A 24,293-nucleotide genomic window follows, 5' to 3' on the forward strand; every position below is an offset into this window, starting at 1 on the left:
CCGTCCGCCGCTAAGTTATGGTGCAAGCACCACAACTCCGCTCGACTTGCATGTGTTAAGCCTGCCGCCAGCGTTCAATCTGAGCCATGATCAAACTCTTCAGTTTAAAATCAGTAGTACCTTTAAAGGGCACCAATCTTGGCTCATCAATTTTCTGACAAATATTTCTCAAATAAACTTCGAGTCATTTCTACCATCAATCAATGAAAATAATTTCGATCGATCAACCAGTAAAAATCCACACAAGTTGTTCTTCATAATCTCTTAATGATCTTCTTGTTGGTTCGTCACCAGCAAGCTAGGTCGGCTATATTACTCTTTATTTCTAAAAAGTCAACCGGTAATTCAAATTATTTTTAAACTTTCTTCCTAAAACCCAACCCAATCAATTTTAACTAAGTTGCTGTTTTATCAGAAGTTTTAATCTTCATCACCGCCGATGGATGTGCATTCTACAGCATTTCAGAACCAACACAACCCCTATTTTTAACTTTTCATATCATCAGGATATTTTTTGGTCGTTTTATCATTTTTTCCTACATATTTTGATCAAATTTGTTTTAATACGCCTATTCAAAGACCTGTTAATATATTTTATTACGTATTTTTAGCTTTAAGCACCAGCTTATAAAGCTCTAGGATTATTTATGCGTCACTTTCATTATATTTGGGCTAGCTTTTTATCTTTAGGATTAATGTCTCCTGTATTTGCACAGGATTCAGTCCCTTCTGCTGAGCCTCAAGCAACATCGGACCTAGATTCTACTACAGCGCAAACCTCGTCTACCCAACACCCCCGTCTTGAAGCACTGAAAGAATTAAAAAACATTAAAGCCAAAGATTTGAAAGTGAATGCTAACGCAACCCAACCTGAAAGCCAGAAAGATCCATTACAACCCTTAAATAGACAGGTGTTTGCTTTTAATGATGCATTGGATCGCAACGTTGCCCGCCCACTTGCCATTCAATATAAAGAAAAAGTTCCTACTGAGGTGCGCGGCTCTTATCGCCAGTTTCGCAAAAATCTAGGTGAGCCATGGAATGTGGTAAACCAGTTGATTCAAGGCCGTCCGCTACGTGCTGCAGAATCGTTGGGTCGCTTTACTATCAATACACTTACCACCTTGGGCTTTGCCGATCCGGCCCGAAGAATCGGGTTATCTGCCGAAGAAGAAAACTTTGGTACAACGCTGGGTTATTACGGCATTCCTTCTGGTCCTTATCTGGTATTGCCCGTGTTTGGCCCAAGCACCTTCCGTGACACTTTGGGTCTGGTTGTAGATGGTCAGGCACGCCCACAAAAGTATATTTTAGAAGACCATGACGGGCTGTACTGGAGTGAACAAGTATTACGCGGTATTGATGCACGTTCACTACTTTTAGAAATTGAAGATGTACTCCAAGGTGATAAATACTCGGCTATACGTGATATTTATTTACAACGTAAAAATTTCTCTATTGCCGAAAAGAAAGGACTCGAACCTGAAACCATGTTTATTGAAGATGATCAAGACAGTTCTGAAGATCAAAATCAAGATAATCCTGATCAACCTAATGATGAAACATCTGAAGATGATGTAGACAGCTCAAGTAAATAAGTCGTATCTATTTAATAGAAATATGATCAGCACAGCATCTTCCTTTGCTGATCATTAGATTGTTATAGTACAACTCTAGATGTTACCCATTTAAGGATCATACAATTTCTTTATGTATTTCATTCAACCGACTCGCAATATTCCTTATTTAGATCAGGTACTCAGTACACTTCCCGGTGTACAAATGATTCACATAGATGATATTGGCTTGTATGACCCAACTATCTTGGCGATTGCTGATGTGCAGGACTACCTTACTCATCAGTGGTCACTGCCTACTCTGGTGCTGGCTTTTGAAAATGAAGGTACGGCATTGGCCCAAGCATGGGAATTAGGCGCTCTGGCTGGCTGGATCTGGAACAAACTGCCCAGTGATCCACGAGATTCTTTACTTAAAATTGATGCACAATACAAACGCAATCAGGATAGCCGTGACCTACCCTCAGCGGCATATTTGCAACAGTGCTTGCTTCCCAATCCAATTGAACTGATCAATTATAAAGTTGAAACCCTGTTTCAACCTTCTGCTTATCTTTCTGGCGACTGGTACGACTACTGGAAAATCAGCGATAAAGAAATCATGTTTTATCTGGCGGATGTTTCTGGACATGGTGTCACCAGCAGTTTATTGACTTCCTGGATGGCTGCCTTTCATGGTCGATCCAAAACACCACGTGAGTTGATTAAAAAGCTCAATGGTATGTTGGTGCAAGAAAATATTGAAAAGCACATCACCATGATTGCCGGTGTTTTAAATTTAGAGACCCATCAATTGCGCTGGTCAAGTGCCGGACATTATCCACCCGCCATTATTTTTGAACCTAACCAGCCACCTAAAATTTTAAACACCAGCAGTTTCCCTCTAGGACTGACTGAAGACCTCGAAGTAGAAGAGTTTGAATGTGTGCTGAATCGGCATGCACGGTTTATTATTTGTTCAGATGGTGCACTCGAACCTTTCGATGGTGGACTGAATGAACAATTTGAAAAATTGGTCTTTCATTTGCAGAATCAATCATTTCAAGCCCCTGAACATGTGGCAGACGACATTGCCATCTTAAGTTTACGCCGAATGAATTAATCACATAATCAATATGTTAACTTTCAATTAAGTAAACTACGACTGTTGGCTACTTGAGTCTATAGTGGCCCTATGTGATAATTTTAGAATCCTTCTCTGCAAATGGCATTTATATGTCAACAGGTCATGTTGAATATGCAAGCTTGAATGGAACGCATATTTTTAAGCTTATTGGCGAAGTGCGTGCCCAATCTTGTATCAGTCTAGACAAACTCCTTAGTAAAATTGAACAGCAATCGAATGTCGTTGGGGCAATTGTAGATTTGACCCAAACTACATTCATTGACAGTACGGTTTTGGGCATTCTGGCCAAGCTTGGTTTAAAGCTGAAACAGACCCATCAAATTCAGGCTGTCATGTTATCTACTAATCCCGATATTAGTACCTTGGCCAATAGCATGGGCCTGGGACAGGTTTTTGTGATTTTAAATTACTGCGGTGACCCGAAAGTTTGTACCCGCGAATTAATGGAAGAGCACATTACCCATAACGCCATGCTAACCACTGTTTTAGATGCACATAAAACATTGATGAAGCTGAATGAAAGTAACCAAAATATGTTTGAGCCTTTGGTTAAGCAATTACAAAAAGAACAAGACACCCTCGAACAAGTGTCGCAACAAAACGTATAAAAATATTGCTTAGAGCGCGCCACATGACTTTACTCTCTGTTGTACAAATGAACTCTCAAGATGATATTGAAGCCAATTTCATCGTGATTGAGTCGTTAATACAACAAAGTAAAGCAGATGGTGCAGAGCTAATTGTTTTTCCAGAAAACTTTGTCTGTTTTGCAGGTGGAAAACAACGCGAGACAGCTGCTCAGTTTGAAAGCATTAAGCAGCGTCTGGAACAGCTCGCCCATCAATATCAAATCTGGATTGTGGCAGGTACATTGCCCTGCCCATTCCGCCCTGATGGCTCGATCATTACTGATGGGCGTGTACGCACTGTCAGTCTATGTATTAGCCCTGAAGGCACCGAAGTACGTTATGATAAAATTCACCTGTTTGATGTACAAGTGGGTGATGCTGTCGGTGGATATCAAGAATCTCAATTCTTTGAACCAGGAACAGATGTAGTCGTCGCAAAAACACCGTTTGGCAATATTGGTTTGATGGTGTGCTATGACTTACGTTTTCCAGAACTGGCACTCACTTTACGTAGTCAAGGTGCAAATATACTGACTGCTCCCGCGGCATTTACCTACACTACAGGTCAAATGCATTGGCAGTTACTGTTGCAAGCACGTGCGATTGATAGCCAATGTCATGTTTTAGGCGCAGCTCAACAAGGCTGGCATGGTGAAAAGCGTCAAACTTGGGGACATGCTGGTGCAAGCAATAGTCGCGGTCAAATTTTAGATATCATTGATAGCGAAGGTGCTAGTTTAATTACTGTTCCTTTTGACCTTACCGAACAAGAAGCTGTTCGTGCATCTATGCCTTTAATTCAGCACCGTAAAATTATTAATTATTAATTATTAATTTTTAATTCAATTCAGCTTTAAATTTTTACTGTATAAAAATTACAAAATCCCTGCTTATTCTTTCATCAAAATCCCACACGATAACAGCTCATATCAGAATCACAGGGATCATAAAAATGCCTTTAGAAAAAGCAGTCTATACAGCAAAAGCAAAAGCTACAGGTGGGCGTGATGGGCGTGCCACTTCATCGGATGGAATTTTAGATGTTAAATTAGCCGTGCCTAAAGAAATGGGGGGATCGGGTGGCGGCACCAACCCGGAACAGCTTTTTGCAGCCGGTTATTCAGCGTGTTTTTTAGGTGCAATGAAATTTGTTGCTAGTCGCGATAAATTGAATATCAGCAAAGAGGCTTATATTGAAGGTGAAGTGGGAATTGGCCCTATACCGACAGGTTTCGGCATTGAAGTAACCTTAAATATTCATTTAGAAGGCATGGATCAGGCTGAAGCGCAAAAACTGGTGGATGCCGCGCATATTGTTTGTCCTTATTCCAATGCGACACGCGGCAATATTGATGTAACTTTGAATGTGATTGTTTGATTGACTGTATACATCCCAAAGCAATTGCTTTGGGATTTTTTTAAATAATTTTATAAAAAATATAACCTTAAAATAAAAAATATCTATTATATTAAGCAAAAAACACAACATTGAATTTTATAGAAAAAGTATTTTTAACACTAAAAATTGTCATTTTTTAAGGGGGGAAACATGTCATTAGGTGCAATCTATTTATGGGAGCCAGAGGTTACGGGTAAATTTCCAAATTTGAATGAATCTGAACGTACAGCTTATGAACTTTACCAAAAGCATCGAAATACTCCTGCCAAGGGAAGAAAGATAAAAGACTGGGCTGAATTTATGCTTAGCAAAGTAATTGATGATGCCTATAGTGATTATTTCACAGAAGAAACAAAACAATGGTGTGTTAACTTACAGAAAGCCCTTTTAGCCGACGATTATGCTGTTTTAGAGTTGGATAATTTTGACCATATTGCTCAGGGCGATGCATTATATCGGGTATTTTATGAAGCCGTTAAGGAAACGGGTGTGGGTTTTTATGAACCGCGCTTTGCTGTGTGGGGATTCAGTGTTTTACAAGTTCCAGATGATGCAGTGGCTCAAGTTTTAAAGTCTTATTTAAAGCCTTTAAGTTCGGAACAGCAAAGTTTTGATTTGGATAATATTGAAGCACCACGAAATATAAAAAAAGCAGAGGAACTATTTCAGTTATGGTGTTCGCAGCATCCTATTCTAAAAAATTATGAATTAAATACTTTTTATAATAGATATGATTTTATAGAACCTAGAATGTGTGAGCCTGATGCTAAAACAGCGATAGCTAGCCAACAGCGCTACTTTTTGTTTTTCAACGAATGTAAAAATAGTTATTATCAATTATATTTTAAACTGCGTAGTTTTACGACTTCACACAATATAAATTTTTCGTTTGATTTGACTAATCACTTTTTAACACCTGAGTTAAAAGAAAAATTTGGAAAGAAACTCAAATTTAGAATAGATGAAAACGATATAAGAGATATTGCAAGGAGAAATTCATCTGGATCTTATCAGTTAAATTTCGACATTTTTTTCTGCAAATGGGAAAGTGCTTATGGTGTCAAAAAGTTTTTTCAGGAGTTTGATAAATTTGTAAGCTTTTTACATAAACACTTTTCAAATGGTCATTTGCAAAGTCTGCAGGCGTGGGCTTATGGGGATGCACTGGATCATGTGCTCGTGCAAATGCACTGGTCACAGGAGCTTATGATCATTGCTTTAGGGCTGGATAAAGACTATCTGGAAGAGCGTTATCAGTTTCATCAGGAAATTTTAACGAGTGAAAAGCGAGATTCTGAACTTGAATATCTCAATAACAGTTATCAGGAATATCTGGTTTTGATGGATTTAGTTAAAGAAGCAGGCACTGCATTAGCTCCCTATCAAAAACGCAACTAAAAAATTGAAAGATGCACATCATGTGCATCTTTCATCCGAGAAAGAAATCATCACTCCGCCGCTTCATTGGTGACGCGTAGCACTTCTTCCAATGTGGTTTTGCCTGCCAGCACTTTGCGTAAGCCATCATCGCGGATTGAACCCGACTGTTTACGTGCATAAGTTTCCAGTTCATATTCGGCGGCATTGCCATGCACCAGACGGCGCATCGGTTCATCTACAGGGACAATTTCATAAATTGCAGTACGTCCGATAAAACCGGTATGCGAACAATGATCACAGCCCTTAGGTTGTGGCAATTTTAAATCTGCACCAACTTCTAAATGCCGGAAAATTTCAGTTTCAAAGGCATCCGCCTCATGCCAGGTTGCACAACGTGGACATAAAGTACGTACCAAACGCTGCGCAATCACCCCAATTAAAGAACTGGCCAGCAAAAACGGTTCAATGCCCATATCTTTTAAACGGGTCACTGCACCAATTGCAGTATTGGTATGCAGGGTTGAAAGGACTAAATGACCTGTAAGAGATGCTTGCACTGCAATCTCAGCCGTTTCCAGATCACGAATCTCACCTACCATCACCACATCAGGGTCTTGTCGCAGCATGGCTTTTAAAGCACGGGCAAAGGTCATATCCACTTTGGTATTCACTTGGGTTTGCCCAATGCCTTCCAGTTGATACTCAATCGGATCTTCCGCAGTCAAAATATTTTGCGAGCCGTCATTTAAATCTGACAAGGCTGCATACAATGTGGTGGTTTTACCCGAACCGGTAGGTCCAGTCACCAGAATAATGCCGTGTGGACGATGCACCAGATGAGTCAATCGCTCATAATCCGCTTGCATTAAACCCAGGTGAGTCATATTCAAGCGTCCGGCCTGCTTATCCAACAAACGCATCACCACACGTTCGCCATGAGACGATGGCAAGGTTGAAACACGGACATCCACTTCACGTCCTGCCAGTCTTAAAGAGATGCGACCATCTTGCGGAACGCGCTTTTCGGCAATATCCAGCTTGGCCATGACCTTAATACGCGATACCAAAAGCGGTGCCAACTCACGGCGTGGCTGCACAATCTCGCGCAGTTGACCATCGACACGTAGGCGCACCGACAATTTTTTCTCAAAGGATTCAATATGAATATCCGATGCCCCGACACGGATGGCTTCAGACAATAAGGCATTGATCAGTCGTACAATCGGTGCATCATCTTCCTGATCCATCAAGTCTTCGGCTTCCGGTACCGAATCTGCCAGACTGAGTAAATCCGGATGATCTTCCAGTCCGGCTGCCACTTGTTGCGACTCACCGGTATCTCCGGCAAAACTGGAACTGAGCAACTGGTGAAATTCCTGTTCGCTACACAACTGGTGCTGTGCCGGATGGCCTAAATATCGGCGTGCTTCCTGTATCGCCAGCAATGGGGTATTTTCACGGCGCACAATAAATGCCTGATCACCCTCGTATCGAAGCAACACGCCATGACGCTTGGCAAAACTATAAGGTATTTGTAATTGTTTAAGTACTTGCATCAAAGTTTATAATGATGAATAAATTGATTTGAGTGTACTCTAAGCATAGGACAGCGTGAAGTCTGTTTTTACTGATTAAGCAATAAAGGAAATGTGCCGTTGTCTAAAAACAATGAATTGATCGAACCCGAGCACCCGAATTTAAAATGGTGGGGCGAATATCAGTTTGAATTAAATCAGCCCAAAGCCTGGCAATTTGGTTCATTGCTGTTTCGCCTGACCCGTGGTCTGCAAGAATGGCGCCTGGAATATCATCGTCCACAGGTGCAGTATGACTATGAACAAAAGTGGCATGAAATTGAAGATCCCAATTTTGCCTTTCCGCAACCAGTGAAAATAGAACGTTACATGTTCAAGACGACACAGCATAAAATACAGCTGATGCCGCGTCTGGCTGATCGCTCGGTAGTGATTAAACCGGTCGACCCGATTTATATTCCTGCCGGACAACGCGGAACCCTGTATATCAGTACGCCTTTATGGATTGCCGGTTTTGTCGAGGGACAAAAAGACCCGCTATTTGATATACCGGTGATTCTGCCTAAAGATACCTGGTTTGGCCCCAATCACCGGCATGGTGAAATTTGCTATGCCACTGCTGTCGATGGCCGTACCGAGTTACATCAGTTAAAACCTCGCGCCTTTCGTGCGGTTACCCCCATTGAGTTTCATAATACCAGTCATCAGCAATTACGCTTTGACCGCATGAATGTACCGGTTTCTGCCCTACCACTATTTTATAGTGAAAGTACCGGTCGCTTATGGACCTCACAAATCAAGGTACTGCATGAAGGTTTGGATAAACCTCCGCGCATTCGTATTGAAAACCGTACCCCACCCCATGCCGGGGAAGTGATGTATGTGCATCTACCCCGTTCTGCCGCAAGTGCCTTGTTTAATATGTTTGATTCATTTTTCTAGGGGGTAATATGGCCGATTCAAATATTCCAAAAGAAATTACCCAAAGCTTCAAGGGCATTTTTACCAATATCAACACTGAACGCCTAACTGAAATTATCGTTGCAATTGTGCTGTGTTTTATCGGTTTTTTAATTGCACGTTTTGTTTCGAATACCTTCATCCGCACCATCGGTTCACGTTTTAATGCACACCAGAGTCTGGTTTGGCGACGCGGGATTTTTTATTTCATCTTCCTGGTTTTTGTGATGGCCAGCTTAAAGGAAGCTGGCTTTAAACTGAGTGTATTTTTGGGTGCAGCCGGAATTTTAACGGTGGCGCTGGGTTTTGCATCGCAAACATCTGCCTCCAACTTGATCAGCGGTTTATTCCTGATTGGGGAAGGCTCTTTTGAAGTCGGTGATACCGTACAAATGACCTTGATTCGCGGCCATACCATTGAAGGTGAAGTGATTTCTATTGACCTGCTTTCAGTGAAACTGCTGACTCAGGACAATGTCTATGTGCGCGTACCGAATGAACAGCTGATTCGTGCACCAGTGTACAACCTGTCCAAATTTCCGATTCGGCGTATTCCGATTACCCTGGCCATCAACTTTCATGAAGACATCATCAAGGTTCGGGAAGTGCTATTAGATGTTGCCAATAAATATCCGCTGGTTTTGGCTGACCCGAAACCTGCCGTTACCGTGACCGCCTTCCGCGAATCATCCATTGAACTGTTATTTGCCATCTGGTGTGATCGTGAAAACTTTTTAAAAGTTCGGGATGAGATGCAAGAACGGATTCGTAATGGCTTTGTGGCCAATCAAATTGAAATTCCCGTTCCGAAAATGGGCTTTGTTGATCGCCCTGCGAATGCTCAGCCTTTAAATGAAGAAGACATTGATCAGTATGCCAATGCCAAAGAAGTGAAGCGTGAGGCGCGGTTGAAATAGTTCTTTTTATAATTTAATCCTCCCCGACCCTCCTTTATAAAAGGAGGGAGAAGTCAATTAAATTGTAGACTTCATTCATAAATCATTTTTCAATGACTACAAGTTGTTCGTCATACCAAAATAAAAAATAAATTTTCGTAGGTATTCAATTTATGAGTGTGGCATGGATGCCACATGTTACCCATCACAACACGGACGTTGTGTATGGGTAACAAAGGCTTTTCTTGCGAACTCAAAATATATTTTGAGTTCTCATTTTGGGCTTTCAAAAGTAAGACTTCGCCTACACAAATGCATTTCGACTTTATTGAAAAATTGTGGCAGTGAAAACTTATAACCTAAATAAGATAATTTTAAACATTCGTATAAGCAAAGAATCACGGGATATAACTGCTATTTGATTAGAGAAAAGATCCTTTACCTAAAAGAAATTTAGGGGGATTTTTTAACCAGAGAACCTTCAGGAATTGGAGCAATATAGGCAATCACCAGCATCACAAAACCTGCGCCCAAAAATGAGATCACTCGGGTCAAAGTACCGATATGCGACAGGTCGAACAACACCAGTTTCAAGGTCACCATCATCAGAATACTGCCGCCCAAAATCCAGACTGAACGCAACTGTTTTCGGCTGGCCAGACTCATGGTCATAAAGGCCAAACTGACCCATAACAAAGTCAGACTCAGTTGAACAGTCGCATTGCCCCATAAAGCTAGTTCATTAAACGGCGTGCCCAAATAAACATGTAATGCACGCAGCACAATATAACTGCTAAGCCAGAGCAAGCTGAGCACCATCAACACTGCGACAATGCCTTTATCCAAGCCCGATTTAACCTGTAAGGACAACATCCAGATAAAACCTGCCAGCATGGCTATACTGACCAGATCGAAAGGATTGATGATCGGCAAGATATAGCCCTGAAAAGCCTGCTGGGTAAACAATTGTGAGCAGATTATCCAGGTGGCCATCAGCAGCAAACTACTGCGTGCTTGCCAGAACATTTTCCAGTCAGGATTATCGACCTGCCAGTAACACCAGGCACAGAAACCTAAAGGCAAAATCACCACACTGATATAAGGCATGCTAGGTACAAAACTTAAACTGGCCATCGCCAGACTGGTCAATGTGCCAAAACTCACCCACTCTTTTTCAGTTCGCACGCCTAGCAGCGGACGGAGCCACAGTACCGTTAAGATCAGACCTGATATAGCAAAACCAAAGCGGTCAAAAGCCGAATTCCAAACAATCATGCCGTGCTTGCTCTGATCAATCACAATAATCAGGGCAAAAACAAAGACCGGAATTAAGCCTAGCCATTTTGGAAAGAGCCAGGTCCAGGTGGCTTTGCAACGCAGCATCACTTCATTCATCAGCAGATATACGCTACTCGCAATCAATAGGGTCATCACCAGTTGGTCTGCACTGTCTATTGCATCCAGCAATAAAACCAGCAACATGGTGGTGGCCGACAGCATTTGCAAACAGTGAAAAGCGATGGTTAAATTGCTCAGCTGCTGCCTAAAGGATTCCCGGCTATTCGCCACCACAACCACGGCAAAATAGCTCAGGCATAATCCCCAATACATTTCACGTGGAAATTCATTTAGCTCCACCAGATAATACAAACTGGATAATCCGGCAACGATCAACAAGCCCATGGCCAGATAGCGACTAATCTCTGATTGGCGATACAGGGCATAAGTAAAAATGATTAGCCCTTCAACTGCCCAGCCAATTACGCTCCATTGTTTATGCAACAGAATCGGTGGAATCAGGGCCAGAAAAATCAGCATTAAACTAAAATAACTTTGTGAAATCAGTTGCACTGCCTGATGGCGTTTTGAAAGTTGATACAAGACTGCATAAACTGCGGCAAAGGCCAGACTGCTACCTGCTTGCCACCCCGTCTCTTCAAAATGGATTAAGTAAATAAAAATATAACCGACGATGGGTGCAGCAAAAATCAGGGCAATATCCAATACCGGTTTGAGTTTGAATTGAGCCAGATCTTCTTTGGCCATGAGCTGGCTAAAACGAAAACTGAGCCAGATAAAGATAGCGGTATGCACCCAGACCAACACCGTTAAAGCATTCTTTTCCTGTTCTTCAGCCTGATAAAATGCATATCCCCCTCCGACAATGACCGTCATTAAAAAGGCGATTTGATTCAGGATTTTCCATGGACGCAAGGTACTTAAGATCGCAACGGCGAGATTGATCACCACATAATAAGTGATCAGTTCAATCGCAGTCGCATTGCGGACCGGCAAGGTAAACGGTGCAATATAGGCAATCATCATTGCCATCAGTGCCAGTTCAATGGATTGTTGTTTAAGGCTGAGAATCAGGGTCACGCCCATAATGAGGGCAAAACATAATCCAGCGATGGCTAGCGTTGGAATCACGGCATTGTAATAGGCAAAAAATAGCGTCAGGAATAATGCTGCCAAACCTAAACCTTCCAAGGCCAGTGCAAAACTGCGGTTTTTCGTCTGTAGCCTATAACCCAATGCCGTCACCAAGCCACTGACACCAGCCACAATGGCCAGTTTCGCAGCAAGGCTGAGTTGCCAATGTTCAGTAGCAAAGCGTAGTAATAACACTACCCCAATCACCAGCACCAATATTGCGACTTTTAACACCGGATTGCCTTGAAAAATCCATTGCTGTAGTTGATCCATCAGCCCAGATGCTGGAGATGGCACTTGCGTTGCAGAACGTTGTGCGACCGGATTTTGAACAGGCTGAGAAACAATGGTTTCGGTAGGCTCGGTTTGTATTGAATGAAAACGTGCCTGTACCTGATTTAATAAACGTTCCAAATGACGCAGCCATCTGAGAAAGAAAAAAATCCAGACGGTAATGCCCAGACCGATCACAAAACCCCAATCCATGACACCGCCCACAATAGCGGTAATAGAAGCGAGATAGAGCGGAACTTTAGAAGTTTCCTGAAAATCAAGATGAGCATTTTCTGCAAGTTGCATTGCCGGTGTCTGGATGGCATCGACATATTGCATCAGGCTCATGGCAAAGGCCAAGCCACAGAGATAGGTCAATAGCTGTGCTTCCAGAAACCAGGCTCCGACACCCACAATAATTAATACCATCAGCCAAATCATCCGGATTTCGCTCTGCTCTTTCCGCATCTTATCTCGATCTCAGTCCCTGTTGATTCGATGATACAACAGCTGTGACCTTGATTTTTAAGCATTCATCAGATATTCGGTAACATGCATCTTTGATCAGGTGTCTATGTTCAGATGAAAAATCACGTACAATAAGGCCGATATTTGAATTAGGAATCTTTCAATGCCACCATTTGTTTTGGTCGATGGCTCATATTTTTTATTTCGTGCATACCATGCACTGCCACCACTAACCACTTCTACGGGTTTACAGACCAACGCAATTCGTGGTGCCATTTCCGCTATTCAAAAATTGATGCGCCGTATCCAGCCTACACATATGGCGGTGATTTTCGATACGCCTGAACCGACGTTCCGTCATGCGCTTTCGCCGATTTATAAAGGTGACCGTCCGAGCATGCCGGATGAACTGTCGCAGCAGATTCCTTATTTACATAACCTGATTCGAGCTTTAGGTATTCCTTTGCACACCCTTCCTGGTGCTGAAGCGGATGACGTGATTGGCACCTTGGCTAAACGTGCTGAAGCCAAAGGTTATCAAGTGCTGATTTCAACCGGCGACAAAGACATGGCGCAGTTGGTCACTGACAAAGTGACTTTGGAAGACAGCTTTAAAGATAAGCCGATGGATGTCGATGGCGTATTTGAGAAATTCGGGGTGTGGCCGAATCAGATTATCGACTATCTGACCTTGATGGGCGATGCGTCTGACGGTATTCGTGGCGTACCGGGTGTCGGAGCGAAAACTGCGGCCAAACTTTTGACCGAATACGGTTCCATTGGTGGCATTTTGGAAAATGTCGATAAAATTAAAGGCAAAGTCGGTCAAAGCATTAAAGACAATGTAGAAGGCATTACTTTAGATCATCAATTGGCCAGTATCGTCTGTGATCTGGATATGGGACTGACCTATGAAGATCTTAAATTGCGTGATCCCAACGTAGAAGAACTACGTCGTCTATATACCGAACTTGAATTCCGTAACCAGTTACAGTCTTTAGATCATCCCAACAATCCGAATAATTCAGTTTATAAACAGACTTCCAAAGAAATTGAAAGCGCCGTAGATACTGCAGTCGTGATTAATACCGAAGATGAAGCAGAACTAACCAGCATCGATGATCAACTCGGAAAAGCCAATTATCATACCGTTTTAACTCAGGCTGACTGGAACAAAGTCTTCACACGTTTAAGTACTGAAAAACGATTTGCCTTTGATACCGAAACCACCAGCCTGGATTACCGAATTGCCGAGATGGTCGGCTTTTCACTGGCTTTTGATGCCCAGGATGCCTATTACATTCCGCTGACACACGATTATGAAGGTGCACCTGAACAGCTGAATCGTGAAACAATCCTGGCGCAAATCAAACCGATTTTAGAAAATCCTGCGGTTGAAAAAATTGGCCATCATTTAAAATATGATGCCCATATCCTGCAAAATCATGGTATTGAACTGCAAGGCTGGTATTTCGATACCATGCTGGCCTCTTACGTTTTAAATTCTGTGGCTACACGTCACGGGATGGATGATGTTGCTCGTGTGTATTTGAGTCATTTGACCACCACTTTTGAACAGGTTGCCGGTAAAGGTGCCAAACAGAAAAACTTTAACCAGATCGAGATTGAAACCGCGGCACATTATGCGGCTGAAGATGCGCATGTTACTTATCGTCTGTATGAAGTACTGTCGAAAAAGTTACAGGCCATCCCTGAGCTGAACAATATTTTGCACAATATTGAAATGCCGGTAGCCCGCGTGCTAACCATCATGGAAGAAAATGGCATTGAGCTGGATCTGAAATTCCTGGATCAATTGAGCGTGGATTTTTCCAATACCATTCAGAATCTGGAAAGCCAGATTACTGACTTGGCCGGACAGTCTTTTAATGTCAGTTCACCGAAACAGGTCGGTGAAATCCTGTTTGATAAACTGGGGCTCAAAGGCGGCAAGAAAACTTCGACCGGCCAATACAGCACCAGCGAAAGCATTCTGGAAAAAATCGACCACCCGATTACCGATTTAATTCTGCAATACCGTGGTCTGTCCAAACTGAAAAGCACCTATACCGATGGTCTGCAAAAACAGGCCAATAATGACAGTGGTCGTGTACATACCAGCTACCATCAGGCCCTGACTGCAACCGGACGTTTGTCATCAACCGATCCCAACCTGCAAAACATTCCTGTGCGTGAAGAAATTGGCCGTCAGATTCGTAAAGCCTTTATAGCACCTGAAGGTCGGGTTTTGCTGGCTGCCGATTATTCACAAATTGAATTGCGTTTAATGGCGCATCTTTCCCAGGATGAAGCCTTGGTTGATGCCTTTAAGCATGGTCAGGATGTACACCGCCGTACTGCTGCTGAAGTTCTGGGTATTGCACTGGAAGATGTAACCCATGACCAGCGTCGTCAAGCCAAAGCCGTTAATTTCGGTTTACTCTATGGCATGTCTGAATTTGGTCTGATTCGTCAATTGGGCTTTACCCGGGAAGAATCACAAAACTATATCAAGCAATATTTCCATCGTTATCCGGGTATTTATGAGTATATGCAACGTACTCGTCAGGTGGCGCTGGAACAAGGTTTTGTGGAAACCATTTTAGGCCGTCGTCTGTATACGCCTGATATTGACGCGCGTAACATGATGGTGCGTAAAGGCGCCGAACGTGCTGCCATCAATGCGCCATTGCAAGGAAGTGCAGCCGACATCATTAAACTGGCCATGGTTGAAGTGGATAAAATGCTGCCTAAAGACCAAGCCAAAATGTTACTGCAAGTACACGATGAATTGGTGTTTGAGGTAGATGCCGATATTGCCGATGAACTGGCACCCAAACTGGCTGAAGTGATGCAATCGGTGGTGGAACTTTCCGTACCTTTAATTGTCGAAGTCGGTAAAGGCAATAACTGGGATGAGGCACATTAATCCATAAATTCCCCCTCTTTTATAAAGAGGGATTAGGGGAGATTTATTTCCCTCTCCTTTTAGGAGATGAGAAGCAATGCTTCGCAAGGGAGAGGTTAAATTTTATAATATCCTTCTCCTCACCTCACCCACAGGGAGAGGAAAAATAAGGTAATAAAAAAGGACTCCATCGAGTGAATGCTGATCAGTTAAGGAGTTTAGAAATAAAATCTTTAATTTTTTAGTAAGTCATGGCGGAGTCTTACCGTTTTAAATCAGACCCTTGCAGCTCATTTGTTACTTTGGTTTCGCCCAAAGTAACCAAAGGCATTTGTCATCCGCAAAACTCGTCAGCCACTATCAACTAGCAAATTTGTCGCAGAAACAATCATTTTTAAATGTAGTCCTGCCTCAAACAGTTGCGGATGACTTTTCTACATATCAAATACAATCATGAATTTAAAAAGAAAATGCCAGTCAATTTCTTAACTGACTGGCATTAACTCCATCGAGTCCTTTTTTATTCAGCCAATTTTATAAACCAGTCAAAAGCACAATCGCGACTTCATTCATAATAATTTCAGCAATATACAATGCCAGGAACGCAATGATTGGCGACAGGTCAATCATGCCCATATTCGGTAAAATACGGCGGAATGGCGCCAGTAAAGGTTCTGCCAGTTCCTGAATCACTTCAATATAAGGCGAGCGAGATTGAGTAAACATCACTACCCAGCTTAAAATGATCGTTGCAAAAATTAAGTAACGACAGAAACGGATCAGGTCCTGAATCATGGTGACAAAAGTTAAAATCACCAGATGTACCGGACTGTTCGGCATGGCACCTGAAAGGTACATCACCCCAAAAATTTTGAGTAAATATAAAATCACCACCAAGGCCAAGGCTGCCAAATTGACACGACCTTTCGCCACCGTGGGGAAAATACGCCCAAAAACATCGACAATTTTTGTTGCCTTCACCGTAGACATCACTACCGGATTATAAGCGTTCACTGCTGCAAGTTGCATAAGAAAACGGAAGAATACGAGCAAAATCGCTACGTTAATGATAATGCCAAAAATCAGCGCAGAGTTTGCACCCATACTGGAACTTTCCTAAATAAAAACGAGTTATTTGCTACTTTCACTTAGCTCTTGAGCAAGTTCTTGACTGCGCTTTTGGGCTGCAGCCAAAGCGGCCTGAATATTTTGAGAGATTTGCGCGCGATCGAATACTTCGAGTGCAGCTTGAGTTGTGCCGTTTGGAGAAGTCACATTTTTACGCAGTTCAGCCGGTGAATTTGCACTGGTAATCGCCATTTGTGCAGCACCCAAAGCTGTTTGAAGCGTCAAAGCAGTTGCCACTTTTTCATCCAATCCCAGGTTTTTACCTGCACGAATCATGCTTTCCATCATATAGAAGAAATATGCCGGACCCGAACCAGACACTGCAGTGACTGCATCAATCTGTTCTTCAGAATTGACCCAAAGGGTTAAACCTGTTGCCGCTAAAACCTGGCTGGCAAGTTCACGGTCTTGGGCATCCACAGCATCAGTTGCATATAAACCATGCGCTCCGGTTTGAACCAAAGCCGGTGTATTCGGCATCACCCGGACAATTCGATTGGTTTCTAATAACTGGGCAATCGTGGTAATTTCAGCCCCCGCCACAATCGACATCACAAGTTTGCCTTCAAACAAACCTTTAAGAGGTTTTAATACACTCGCCAATACTTGCGGCTTCACTGCGAAAAGTACGATATCGGCATCACGAATGGCGGCAGCATTGTCATCGGTTACGTGTAGATCTTTTTCTGCTAATAAAGCACGTACTTTTTCTACCGGATCCGAAACTGTAATACGAGTTGGAGGCAAACCGCGCGAAATAAGTCCGCCAATCAAGGCCTGGGCCATATTGCCGCCACCAATAAAACTAATATTACAATTTAAAGCTGCACTCATGGATTTATACTCGACTTAGAATTTTTTAACTAAGAGATCAAATTTGGTTGCCAACCACCGACTTCACAATATTCAGATTGAGCTAACCAAAACCCTTTTGGTGTAAAAACACCAAGCATAACATTATCTATGCTTAATATTTGAATTCTATGACGCTGCCAAGGAAAAATTTGTGCTTCCTGAATAGCTTTTTTTAACGGCCAAGCTCCCACCCGCCCATATAAATGGATTTTTTCTCCACCTTGACGCATCACCAGATTCAGTTTTTTACCGAGCAATGATGCTGACAGACCTATTGTTGCAGTTTCAGCGACATAGTTTCCTGAAAGAATTTCAATCCTTTGATTTAACTGCAAACAAAGGGTTTGTTCAGCAATATTACTTTCATTTTTTTCAGCTAAATATTCTGCGGCACTTAAGCGGAAAAGTTTTTGCTGATAACGCAGATAATAAAACTGGTTCCAGTGCAATGCAGCCTGTGCATCAGATTTGGATTCAATCACTTCATGTAACAAGCGCTGCACCATCTCGAAACTGGGGCGATAGGTATCCTGCCCTTTCATCCATGCCGATAAAAGCTGTCTTTGCCGTGCTGTGGATAGTAGAGATAATTCTGTTAAATCCAGTTCAGTGGCCGAACCACAATCGTTTAGATCTTGCTGTAAAACATCCAGCAAAATATCTTCCGCATCCTGCATTAAATAGCTAGTTCGGCTGAGTGCCTGCTGCATCTTCGGATAACGTTTTTGCAACATGGGCCACAGTTCATGACGACACCAGGCCCGATCATAATAGGTATCTAAATTGGTGGGATCTTCAATATTTTGCACATTGAGCTGTGCTGACCATTGGCAAATCTGCTCACGCGAAATATCCAGTAGCGGTCGCCAAATGGTGAGTTGCTCACGGACATCAAGCTGTTTCATGGCAGCCAAGCCATGCACCCCTGCACCTGAGAGCAAGCGCAAGATTAAGGTTTCTGCCTGATCTTGCTGATGATGTGCCAGTACTAAAATTTCATTGGCTTTTAAATATTTTGAATAAGCTTGATAACGTGCGTTACGCGCCTGATGTTCCAGGTTTCCCTCTTGTACTTCAACTGCTTCAACAATACAGGGTACATTCAGCGCTGCACATTGATCGGACACAAACTGGCCCCAATCGGCACTTACGCTTTGCAATTGGTGGTCAATATAAATAGCACGGATTTTTTTGGGAAATAAATCAGACATTAAATGCAGCAGCAACATGGAATCCATGCCGCCACTGCATCCAATCAAGAAAGTGCTTTCAGGAGGAAAGCACTGGATTTGCTTTAAGACGCCAGACCGGAATTGTCGCTGCCAAACTTCATTAAACGCTGGTAACGTGCTTCGCATCTTTCATTCGCATCCATCGATTGCAATTCTTCTAAAGCTTGTTGTAACACATCTTTAAGGTCTTGCATCACTTGTTCAGGCTGTAAATGTGCACCTTCGCCTTCATCAACCACGTATTCAACAATACCGAGTTGTTTTAATTTCTCTGCAGTTAATGCCAGGGCTTCGCTGGCCTGTTCCGCTTTCTCTGCTGTCTTCCATAAAATGGATGCACAACCTTCAGGAGAAATCACGGAATAAATACTGTGTGAAAGCATCACCACACGATCCGCCACACCAATACCGAGTGCACCGCCTGAACCGCCTTCACCTAAAACGGTAGCAACCACCGGAACTTTCAGGCTGGAAAGCTGTGCAAGGCTGGTGGCAATCGCTTCCGCCTGACCACGTTCTTCCGCACCTACACCTGGATATGCACCCATAGTATCGATAAAGGTAAATACCGGCAGGTTGAAACGTTCAGCCATGTCCAGTAAACGCTGCGATTTACGGTAGCCTTCAGGATTACTCATGCCGAAGTTGTGTTGCAATTTTTCACGAGTGCTGCGACCACGATGTTGCCCAACAATCATCACCGGCTGACCATTAAAACGTGCCAAGCCACCGATCATTGCACCATCGTCACCAAATACCCGATCTCCATGTAAAGCATCGAATTCAGTGAAGATTTCACCAACATAATCCAGGAATTGCGGACGTTCTGGGTGACGTGCAATTTGAACCGTTGTCCATGCTTTAGATTGAGCAGCTTTATTTTTCATAGGTCGACCATTATCCCTAAATTAACAATAACTTGTTAACCAATCACTTGTTAATAGATAAATTGTTCCGACTGAATATTCAATTCAATATCCCAATGCTTAAACTGCACCTGTTCATCATGCAAGTCTGCTACAAGCAAAGGCCATTGTTTGGCATCGCCAGAAACGCTGAGTTGCCATTGTTGCTCATTGATGACACTTAATTCAATGGCAGGAAGCATCTCATCGCTACGACTATGATTCAGCAAAACGGCTAATCGTAGCAATAGACATAAGTGAACAAGTTTGCTACCACCGACTTTTGAGACATCCACACGCGCATCGCCACGAAGTTTACGACGATGATGAGCGACCAAATGTGACAAATGATTTTGGTCAATTTGCGAGAAACCCGGAATATCGGAATGCTGCAATAAATAGGCACCATGTCGATGATAACCACTATGGCTAATGGCCAGACCAATTTCATGCAGACAGGCGGCGCGACGCAGTAAGTCACTGTCATCATTGGTTAAATTTAGAGATTTCGCGACACCATTAAACAATTGCTGCGCCGTATTGACTACACGTTCGGCCTGTTTGGCATCGGCGTTATAGCGTCCCATTAAGGCATGTACAGAGCGGTCGCGAATATCTTCATGCTGGAAACGCCCCAGCAAGTCATACATGACCCCTTCACGTAGTGCGCCATCTGAATACACCAGTTTATTCAAACCCAGCACTTCAAACACTGCATATAAAATGGCAACGCCTGCTGGCAAAACTGCTCGACGGTCTTCTTTTAAACCATCAAATTCCATTTCAGTGACATGCTTATATTTAAGCAGCTTGTCTTTGAGTTTTTCCAGGCCCTCACGGGTGAGCTCTTCTTTTTCATTGCTCCAGCCCATATTGACCGTAATTTGACGACAAGCCTTAATGGTTCCGCTTGAACCGACCACGGTGTCCCAGCCTGCTGCTTTATAAGTATTGGCAATACCTGAAATTTCCTTACGCGCAGCGGTCACGGCTTTATCGAAACTTTTCTGGTTAATCTCACCATCCATAAAATAGGCTTTGGTAAATGCCACGCAGCCCATTTGTACAGATTCAGTGTGAATCGGCTCGAAGGCTTCACCGATAATCAGTTCAGTTGATCCCCCACCAATATCAATCACCAGACGACGGCCGCTATTGGCCATAGTATGTGATACGCCCAAATAAATCAGACGGGCTTCTTCACGACCTGCAATAATTTCTATCGGTTTGGGTAAAATCTCTGCCGCTTTTTGAATGAATTCATGGCCATTTTTTGCCTGACGTAAAGCATTGGTTGCCACAATACGCAAACGGTTGGGCTGAACTGAACTTAAACGCCCAACAAAACGTGCCAAGCATGCCAATCCGCGTTGCTGTGCTGCTTCAGTCAGGTTTTTATTTTCGTCCAAGCCTGCTGCCAATTGTACTTTTTCTGACATTGAAGCCACTTTTTTTACTTCGCCGTGATCTACACGTGCTATAGCAAGATGGAAACTGTTCGACCCCATATCGATGGCAGCAAGCAACTCTTCATCAATCAAAAAATCAGACATTATGCAAACGGACCTATAAGAATTATGCTTAGAGTAATTCACATACATGCAATTTAAAAGCCATTTATCAGTTCAAATGAATCAGTTTTTAATTTTTTACCGATGCAATAATTGCTGGATACGATGCTCAATATCGTGAGCATCAATTAGACAAACTTAAGATAATCACGGAAAATTTACATATCCCCCTACATAGTTAAACCAGGCTATGTAATACTTATAGATATAAAACTATCTTAAAATTTTATCTGGAGCATATCCATGTCTGGCAATATCGTAAACACAACTGATGCGAACTTCGAAGCTGACGTATTACAATCTGACGTACCTGTACTTGTCGATTTCTGGGCAGGCTGGTGTGCGCCATGTAAAGCGATTGCACCTGTATTAGAAGTATTGTCTACAGAATTTGAAGGCAAAGTAAAAGTTGTTAAAGTTGACGTAACTGCTTGTGAAGCGACTGCAGTAAACTACAATATTCGTAACATTCCTGCACTATTGATGTTTAAAAATGGTGAAGTTGTAGCACAACAAGTCGGTGCTGCACCAAAATCTAAATTGACTGCTTTTATTGAAGAAAACATCTAATTTAAAGCAGAATGATTGAATCTAATACGCTATCTCCAGATAGCGTATTTTTTTCGTCTATAAATTGACAAAAGCTTGATTAGCTCTTATATTGCATGTTCAAGGAATAAAGGATTTTTAATCCGCCATTTTCTTACAAGACACAACACATAAGATCGCCGCTCGGCAACAGAAATTGTTTTTACACTTTTCTCTTCGAAACAATGTATCAGACCTCTGAATTGTTATTGTGCAAATACAATTGCGTTACTTTTATTGCGTGTAAGCGGCTCAATGTTGCTCCCTTTTCTCATCTATATCCCAGAATTTTGATTCTATCTGACCCCCTATGAATTTAACTGAACTCAAGAAAAAACCGATTGGCGAACTCATCAAGATTGCCGAGTTTATGGGCCTAGAAGGAATGGCTCGTAACCGCAAGCAAGACATCATTTTTGCCATCTTAAAACGCCATGCAATGAATGGCGAAGAGATTTTTGGTGATGGTGTTCTGGAAATTCTGTCTGATGGTTTTGGTTTCCTCCGCTCTGCAGCAGGTTCTTATCTTGCAGGCCCGGATGACATTTATGTCAGCCCATCACAAATTCGTCGTTTCAACTTACGCACTGGTGATACCATTACCGGCACAATTCGCCCACCTAAAGAAGGCGAACGCTATTTTGCACTTTTAAAAGTTAATCAAATTAACTACGACACGCCTGAAAACTCACGCAACAAAATCTTGTTTGAAAACTTGACCCCATTGTTCCCGACTGAACAATTAGTGATGGAACTTGGTAACGGTACCACTGAAGATTTAACTGCACGTGTTGTGGACTTGGTGGCTCCGATTGGTAAAGGTCAACGTTCAATTATTGTTGCACCACCTAAAGCCGGTAAAACCATGTTGTTACAAAACATCGCGCAATCGATTGTACGTAACAATCCTGAATGTTTCCTCATTGTGCTTCTGATTGATGAACGTCCAGAAGAAGTCACTGAAATGGAACGTACCGTTCGTGGTGAAGTGATTGCCTCAACCTTCGATGAATCTCCTGCCCGTCACGTACAAGTAGCTGAAATGGTAATTGAAAAAGCCAAACGTCTGGTTGAACACAAAAAAGACGTGGTCATTCTGCTTGACTCGATTACCCGTCTGGCACGTGCTTACAACACGGTGATTCCTTCTTCAGGTAAGGTGTTAACCGGTGGTGTGGATGCACATGCATTAGAGCGTCCAAAACGTTTCTTTGGTGCTGCCCGTAATATTGAAGAAGGTGGTTCACTCACCATTATCTCTACTGCATTGATTGAGACAGGCAGTAAGATGGATGAAGTGATCTATGAAGAATTCAAGGGTACCGGTAACCAGGAAATCACGCTTGATCGTCGTATTGCTGAAAAACGTGTGTTCCCTGCAATGAACATCAAGAAATCGGGTACACGTCGTGAAGAACGTCTCATGAGTGAAGATAACTTACGTAAAGTTTGGATTCTACGTAAGCTGCTGCATACCCAAGATGAATTGGCAGCAATGGAATTCTTGCTAGACCGTATGAAAGAAACCAAAACCAATGATGATTTCTTTGATCAAATGAAGCGTAAAGCAACCAACTAAACTGGTTGTTATTCTTTTTTCTATAATAAGGCTATCTTTAACGATAGCCTTTTTATTTGGTTGACTTTATTTACATAAAGCTACAATCAACCATTTTCTTTGTAAACTTTATATGCAAGTTAAAAACTCTTAAAAATATCAACTTTAAAAAACCATAATTTTTAGCGAGTTATTTAGTATTTATCCAATATAAACCTCCCTATTGATTGTTATTTTCTGTTAAAAAAATGCTCATTTTTTATCTTTTTTTGCATTTTTTAACGGTGCCCTAGTAGTAATTCAAAATGCGCAGTGATAGCATATTCGCAGACCAGTTAGACTGCCTCTGCATTGTTACTGCCTAACAAATATTAGGAAGAATAAAAGCACTCAACAGGCTAACATAGGTTTTTTTTAATCTCATATTTTAGAGAGTGATGCCATGTTATTCAAAAAAATCGCTATTGCTGCTGCAGTTGCTACTACTTTAGCTTTCGTTGGTTGTGCTAAAAAAACTGAAGAAGCTCCTGCTGCTGATGCTGCTGCATCTGAAGCTACTGTAGCTGCTTCTGAAGCTACTGCTGCTGCTTCTGCTGCTACTGTTGAAGCTGCTTCTGCTACTCAAGCTGCTGCTTCTGCTGTTGACGCTGCTCCAGCTGCTTCTGAAGCTGCTGCTTCTGCTGCTAAATAATCTTTACGATTATTCAGTAAAAAAAGAGAGCCATTTGGCTCTCTTTTTTATGCTTCAAATAAAGGTCAATCAAACAATACTGAATAAAATAATACTGAATGAAAATATCTAATCTTCAAACAACCCTCTTCCTTATCTGTTCAAAATAAAGAAACCTCTTAAAAACTTAAAACAAAAAAAA

General features: G+C 42.3%; 19 protein-coding genes and 1 rRNA gene. 12 read left to right on the top strand and 8 right to left on the bottom strand.

All coding sequences use genetic code 11. The features are described from left to right. Positions 1–106, bottom strand: a 16S ribosomal RNA gene (locus B9T26_RS02690); the annotation flags it as partial. A 541-nt stretch (positions 107–647) separates the two neighbouring features. Here B9T26_RS02690 and B9T26_RS02695 point away from each other — a divergent pair. From B9T26_RS02695 to B9T26_RS02720, 6 genes are all read left to right on the top strand, one after another. Further along, positions 648–1,598, top strand: coding sequence for a VacJ family lipoprotein (locus B9T26_RS02695; protein ID WP_086198282.1), 951 nt, complete (start codon positions 648–650; stop codon positions 1,596–1,598). A gap of 112 nt (positions 1,599–1,710) precedes the next feature. Further along, positions 1,711–2,679, top strand: a complete 969-nt coding sequence (gene gigA, locus B9T26_RS02700; protein ID WP_086198283.1) for an RsbU family protein phosphatase GigA — start codon at positions 1,711–1,713, stop codon at positions 2,677–2,679. A 113-nt stretch (positions 2,680–2,792) separates the two neighbouring features. Next, a complete protein-coding gene (gene gigB, locus B9T26_RS02705) occupies positions 2,793–3,311 on the top strand; it encodes an anti-anti-sigma factor GigB (protein WP_086198284.1) in 519 nt (172 codons plus the stop codon). A gap of 23 nt (positions 3,312–3,334) precedes the next feature. Further along, entirely contained in the window at positions 3,335–4,159 is an 825-nt protein-coding gene (locus B9T26_RS02710) for a carbon-nitrogen hydrolase family protein (protein ID WP_086198285.1), read from the top strand. A 125-nt stretch (positions 4,160–4,284) separates the two neighbouring features. After that, positions 4,285–4,710: an organic hydroperoxide resistance protein gene (locus tag B9T26_RS02715; RefSeq protein WP_086198286.1), complete on the top strand. Its 426-nt coding sequence runs from the start codon at positions 4,285–4,287 to the stop codon at positions 4,708–4,710. 171 nt (positions 4,711–4,881) lie between these two features. After that, positions 4,882–6,129, top strand: coding sequence for a hypothetical protein (locus B9T26_RS02720; protein WP_086198287.1), 1,248 nt, complete (start codon positions 4,882–4,884; stop codon positions 6,127–6,129). A gap of 50 nt (positions 6,130–6,179) precedes the next feature. Here the strand turns inward: B9T26_RS02720 and gspE are convergent, their stop codons facing one another. Then, the gene (gspE, locus tag B9T26_RS02725; RefSeq protein WP_086198288.1) at positions 6,180–7,667 is read right to left on the bottom strand and encodes a type II secretion system ATPase GspE; all 1,488 of its coding nucleotides are present in this window, start codon (positions 7,665–7,667) and stop codon (positions 6,180–6,182) included. A gap of 99 nt (positions 7,668–7,766) precedes the next feature. Here gspE and B9T26_RS02730 point away from each other — a divergent pair, with 99 nt between their 5' ends. Both B9T26_RS02730 and B9T26_RS02735 read left to right on the top strand, forming a co-directional pair. Next, positions 7,767–8,588 carry a hypothetical protein gene (locus tag B9T26_RS02730; protein ID WP_086198289.1) on the top strand — a complete coding sequence of 274 codons (822 nt, stop codon included), beginning with the start codon at positions 7,767–7,769 and terminating at the stop codon, positions 8,586–8,588. Between the two features lie 8 nt (positions 8,589–8,596). Next, the gene (locus B9T26_RS02735) at positions 8,597–9,523 is read left to right on the top strand and encodes a mechanosensitive ion channel family protein (RefSeq protein WP_086198290.1); all 927 of its coding nucleotides are present in this window, start codon (positions 8,597–8,599) and stop codon (positions 9,521–9,523) included. 432 nt (positions 9,524–9,955) lie between these two features. Here B9T26_RS02735 and B9T26_RS02740 read toward each other — a convergent pair whose 3' ends face one another. Next, positions 9,956–12,676, bottom strand: a complete 2,721-nt coding sequence (locus tag B9T26_RS02740) for a DUF2339 domain-containing protein (protein ID WP_086198291.1) — start codon at positions 12,674–12,676, stop codon at positions 9,956–9,958. A gap of 163 nt (positions 12,677–12,839) precedes the next feature. Between B9T26_RS02740 and polA the strand changes: the two genes are divergently transcribed. Then, positions 12,840–15,605: a DNA polymerase I gene (gene polA / locus B9T26_RS02745; RefSeq protein ID WP_086198292.1), complete on the top strand. Its 2,766-nt coding sequence runs from the start codon at positions 12,840–12,842 to the stop codon at positions 15,603–15,605. A 513-nt stretch (positions 15,606–16,118) separates the two neighbouring features. On the opposite strand, the gene B9T26_RS02750 is transcribed toward polA, so the two are convergent. Genes B9T26_RS02750 through ppx form a run of 5 tightly spaced genes read right to left on the bottom strand, consistent with a single transcriptional unit; the run spans position 16,119 to position 21,257 of the window. Beyond that, positions 16,119–16,688: a YggT family protein gene (locus B9T26_RS02750; protein WP_086175774.1), complete on the bottom strand. Its 570-nt coding sequence runs from the start codon at positions 16,686–16,688 to the stop codon at positions 16,119–16,121. 27 nt (positions 16,689–16,715) lie between these two features. Beyond that, positions 16,716–17,546 carry a pyrroline-5-carboxylate reductase gene (proC, locus tag B9T26_RS02755; protein ID WP_086198293.1) on the bottom strand — a complete coding sequence of 277 codons (831 nt, stop codon included), beginning with the start codon at positions 17,544–17,546 and terminating at the stop codon, positions 16,716–16,718. A gap of 29 nt (positions 17,547–17,575) precedes the next feature. Continuing rightward, positions 17,576–18,925 carry a tRNA lysidine(34) synthetase TilS gene (gene tilS, locus B9T26_RS02760; RefSeq protein WP_086198294.1) on the bottom strand — a complete coding sequence of 450 codons (1,350 nt, stop codon included), beginning with the start codon at positions 18,923–18,925 and terminating at the stop codon, positions 17,576–17,578. Beyond that, complete coding sequence (locus B9T26_RS02765) at positions 18,862–19,686, bottom strand: acetyl-CoA carboxylase carboxyltransferase subunit alpha (RefSeq protein ID WP_086198295.1); 825 nt, start codon at positions 19,684–19,686, stop codon at positions 18,862–18,864. Before B9T26_RS02765 ends, tilS begins: the two co-directional genes overlap by 64 nt. 50 nt (positions 19,687–19,736) lie before the next feature. Next, a complete protein-coding gene (gene ppx, locus B9T26_RS02770; protein ID WP_086198296.1) occupies positions 19,737–21,257 on the bottom strand; it encodes an exopolyphosphatase in 1,521 nt (506 codons plus the stop codon). A 261-nt stretch (positions 21,258–21,518) separates the two neighbouring features. Here ppx and trxA point away from each other — a divergent pair, with 261 nt between their 5' ends. The 3 genes from trxA to B9T26_RS02785 all read left to right on the top strand — a co-directional run bounded on the left by trxA (position 21,519) and on the right by B9T26_RS02785 (position 24,112). Next, complete coding sequence (gene trxA / locus B9T26_RS02775; protein ID WP_086175779.1) at positions 21,519–21,845, top strand: thioredoxin; 327 nt, start codon at positions 21,519–21,521, stop codon at positions 21,843–21,845. 328 nt (positions 21,846–22,173) lie between these two features. Then, positions 22,174–23,442 (top strand): transcription termination factor Rho, encoded by a 1,269-nt coding sequence (gene rho, locus B9T26_RS02780; RefSeq protein WP_005007569.1) that lies wholly within the window; start codon positions 22,174–22,176, stop codon positions 23,440–23,442. Between the two features lie 421 nt (positions 23,443–23,863). Continuing rightward, positions 23,864–24,112, top strand: a complete 249-nt coding sequence (locus B9T26_RS02785) for a hypothetical protein (RefSeq protein ID WP_086198297.1) — start codon at positions 23,864–23,866, stop codon at positions 24,110–24,112. Positions 24,113–24,293 lie beyond the last annotated feature (181 nt).

Origin of the sequence: Acinetobacter sp. ANC 4169 (genome assembly GCF_002135355.1) — a bacterium.
Lineage (GTDB): Bacteria > Pseudomonadota > Gammaproteobacteria > Pseudomonadales > Moraxellaceae > Acinetobacter.

What these genes read in the sequence shown, in the direction of transcription:
- gigA (WP_086198283.1), top strand. Translation starts at nt 1,711, where the DNA reads ATGTATTTCATTCAACCGACTCGCAATATTCCTTATTTAGATCAGGTA.
- tilS (WP_086198294.1), bottom strand. Translation starts at nt 18,925, where the DNA reads ATGCGAAGCACGTTACCAGCGTTTAATGAAGTTTGGCAGCGACAATTC.
- B9T26_RS02695 (WP_086198282.1), top strand. Translation starts at nt 648, where the DNA reads ATGCGTCACTTTCATTATATTTGGGCTAGCTTTTTATCTTTAGGATTA.
- B9T26_RS02750 (WP_086175774.1), bottom strand. Translation starts at nt 16,688, where the DNA reads ATGGGTGCAAACTCTGCGCTGATTTTTGGCATTATCATTAACGTAGCG.
- proC (WP_086198293.1), bottom strand. Translation starts at nt 17,546, where the DNA reads ATGAGTGCAGCTTTAAATTGTAATATTAGTTTTATTGGTGGCGGCAAT.
- B9T26_RS02735 (WP_086198290.1), top strand. Translation starts at nt 8,597, where the DNA reads ATGGCCGATTCAAATATTCCAAAAGAAATTACCCAAAGCTTCAAGGGC.
- B9T26_RS02710 (WP_086198285.1), top strand. Translation starts at nt 3,335, where the DNA reads ATGACTTTACTCTCTGTTGTACAAATGAACTCTCAAGATGATATTGAA.
- trxA (WP_086175779.1), top strand. Translation starts at nt 21,519, where the DNA reads ATGTCTGGCAATATCGTAAACACAACTGATGCGAACTTCGAAGCTGAC.
- gspE (WP_086198288.1), bottom strand. Translation starts at nt 7,667, where the DNA reads ATGCAAGTACTTAAACAATTACAAATACCTTATAGTTTTGCCAAGCGT.
- B9T26_RS02785 (WP_086198297.1), top strand. Translation starts at nt 23,864, where the DNA reads ATGTTATTCAAAAAAATCGCTATTGCTGCTGCAGTTGCTACTACTTTA.
- B9T26_RS02740 (WP_086198291.1), bottom strand. Translation starts at nt 12,676, where the DNA reads ATGCGGAAAGAGCAGAGCGAAATCCGGATGATTTGGCTGATGGTATTA.
- gigB (WP_086198284.1), top strand. Translation starts at nt 2,793, where the DNA reads ATGTCAACAGGTCATGTTGAATATGCAAGCTTGAATGGAACGCATATT.
- rho (WP_005007569.1), top strand. Translation starts at nt 22,174, where the DNA reads ATGAATTTAACTGAACTCAAGAAAAAACCGATTGGCGAACTCATCAAG.
- B9T26_RS02765 (WP_086198295.1), bottom strand. Translation starts at nt 19,686, where the DNA reads ATGAAAAATAAAGCTGCTCAATCTAAAGCATGGACAACGGTTCAAATT.
- ppx (WP_086198296.1), bottom strand. Translation starts at nt 21,257, where the DNA reads ATGTCTGATTTTTTGATTGATGAAGAGTTGCTTGCTGCCATCGATATG.
- B9T26_RS02715 (WP_086198286.1), top strand. Translation starts at nt 4,285, where the DNA reads ATGCCTTTAGAAAAAGCAGTCTATACAGCAAAAGCAAAAGCTACAGGT.
- B9T26_RS02720 (WP_086198287.1), top strand. Translation starts at nt 4,882, where the DNA reads ATGTCATTAGGTGCAATCTATTTATGGGAGCCAGAGGTTACGGGTAAA.
- polA (WP_086198292.1), top strand. Translation starts at nt 12,840, where the DNA reads ATGCCACCATTTGTTTTGGTCGATGGCTCATATTTTTTATTTCGTGCA.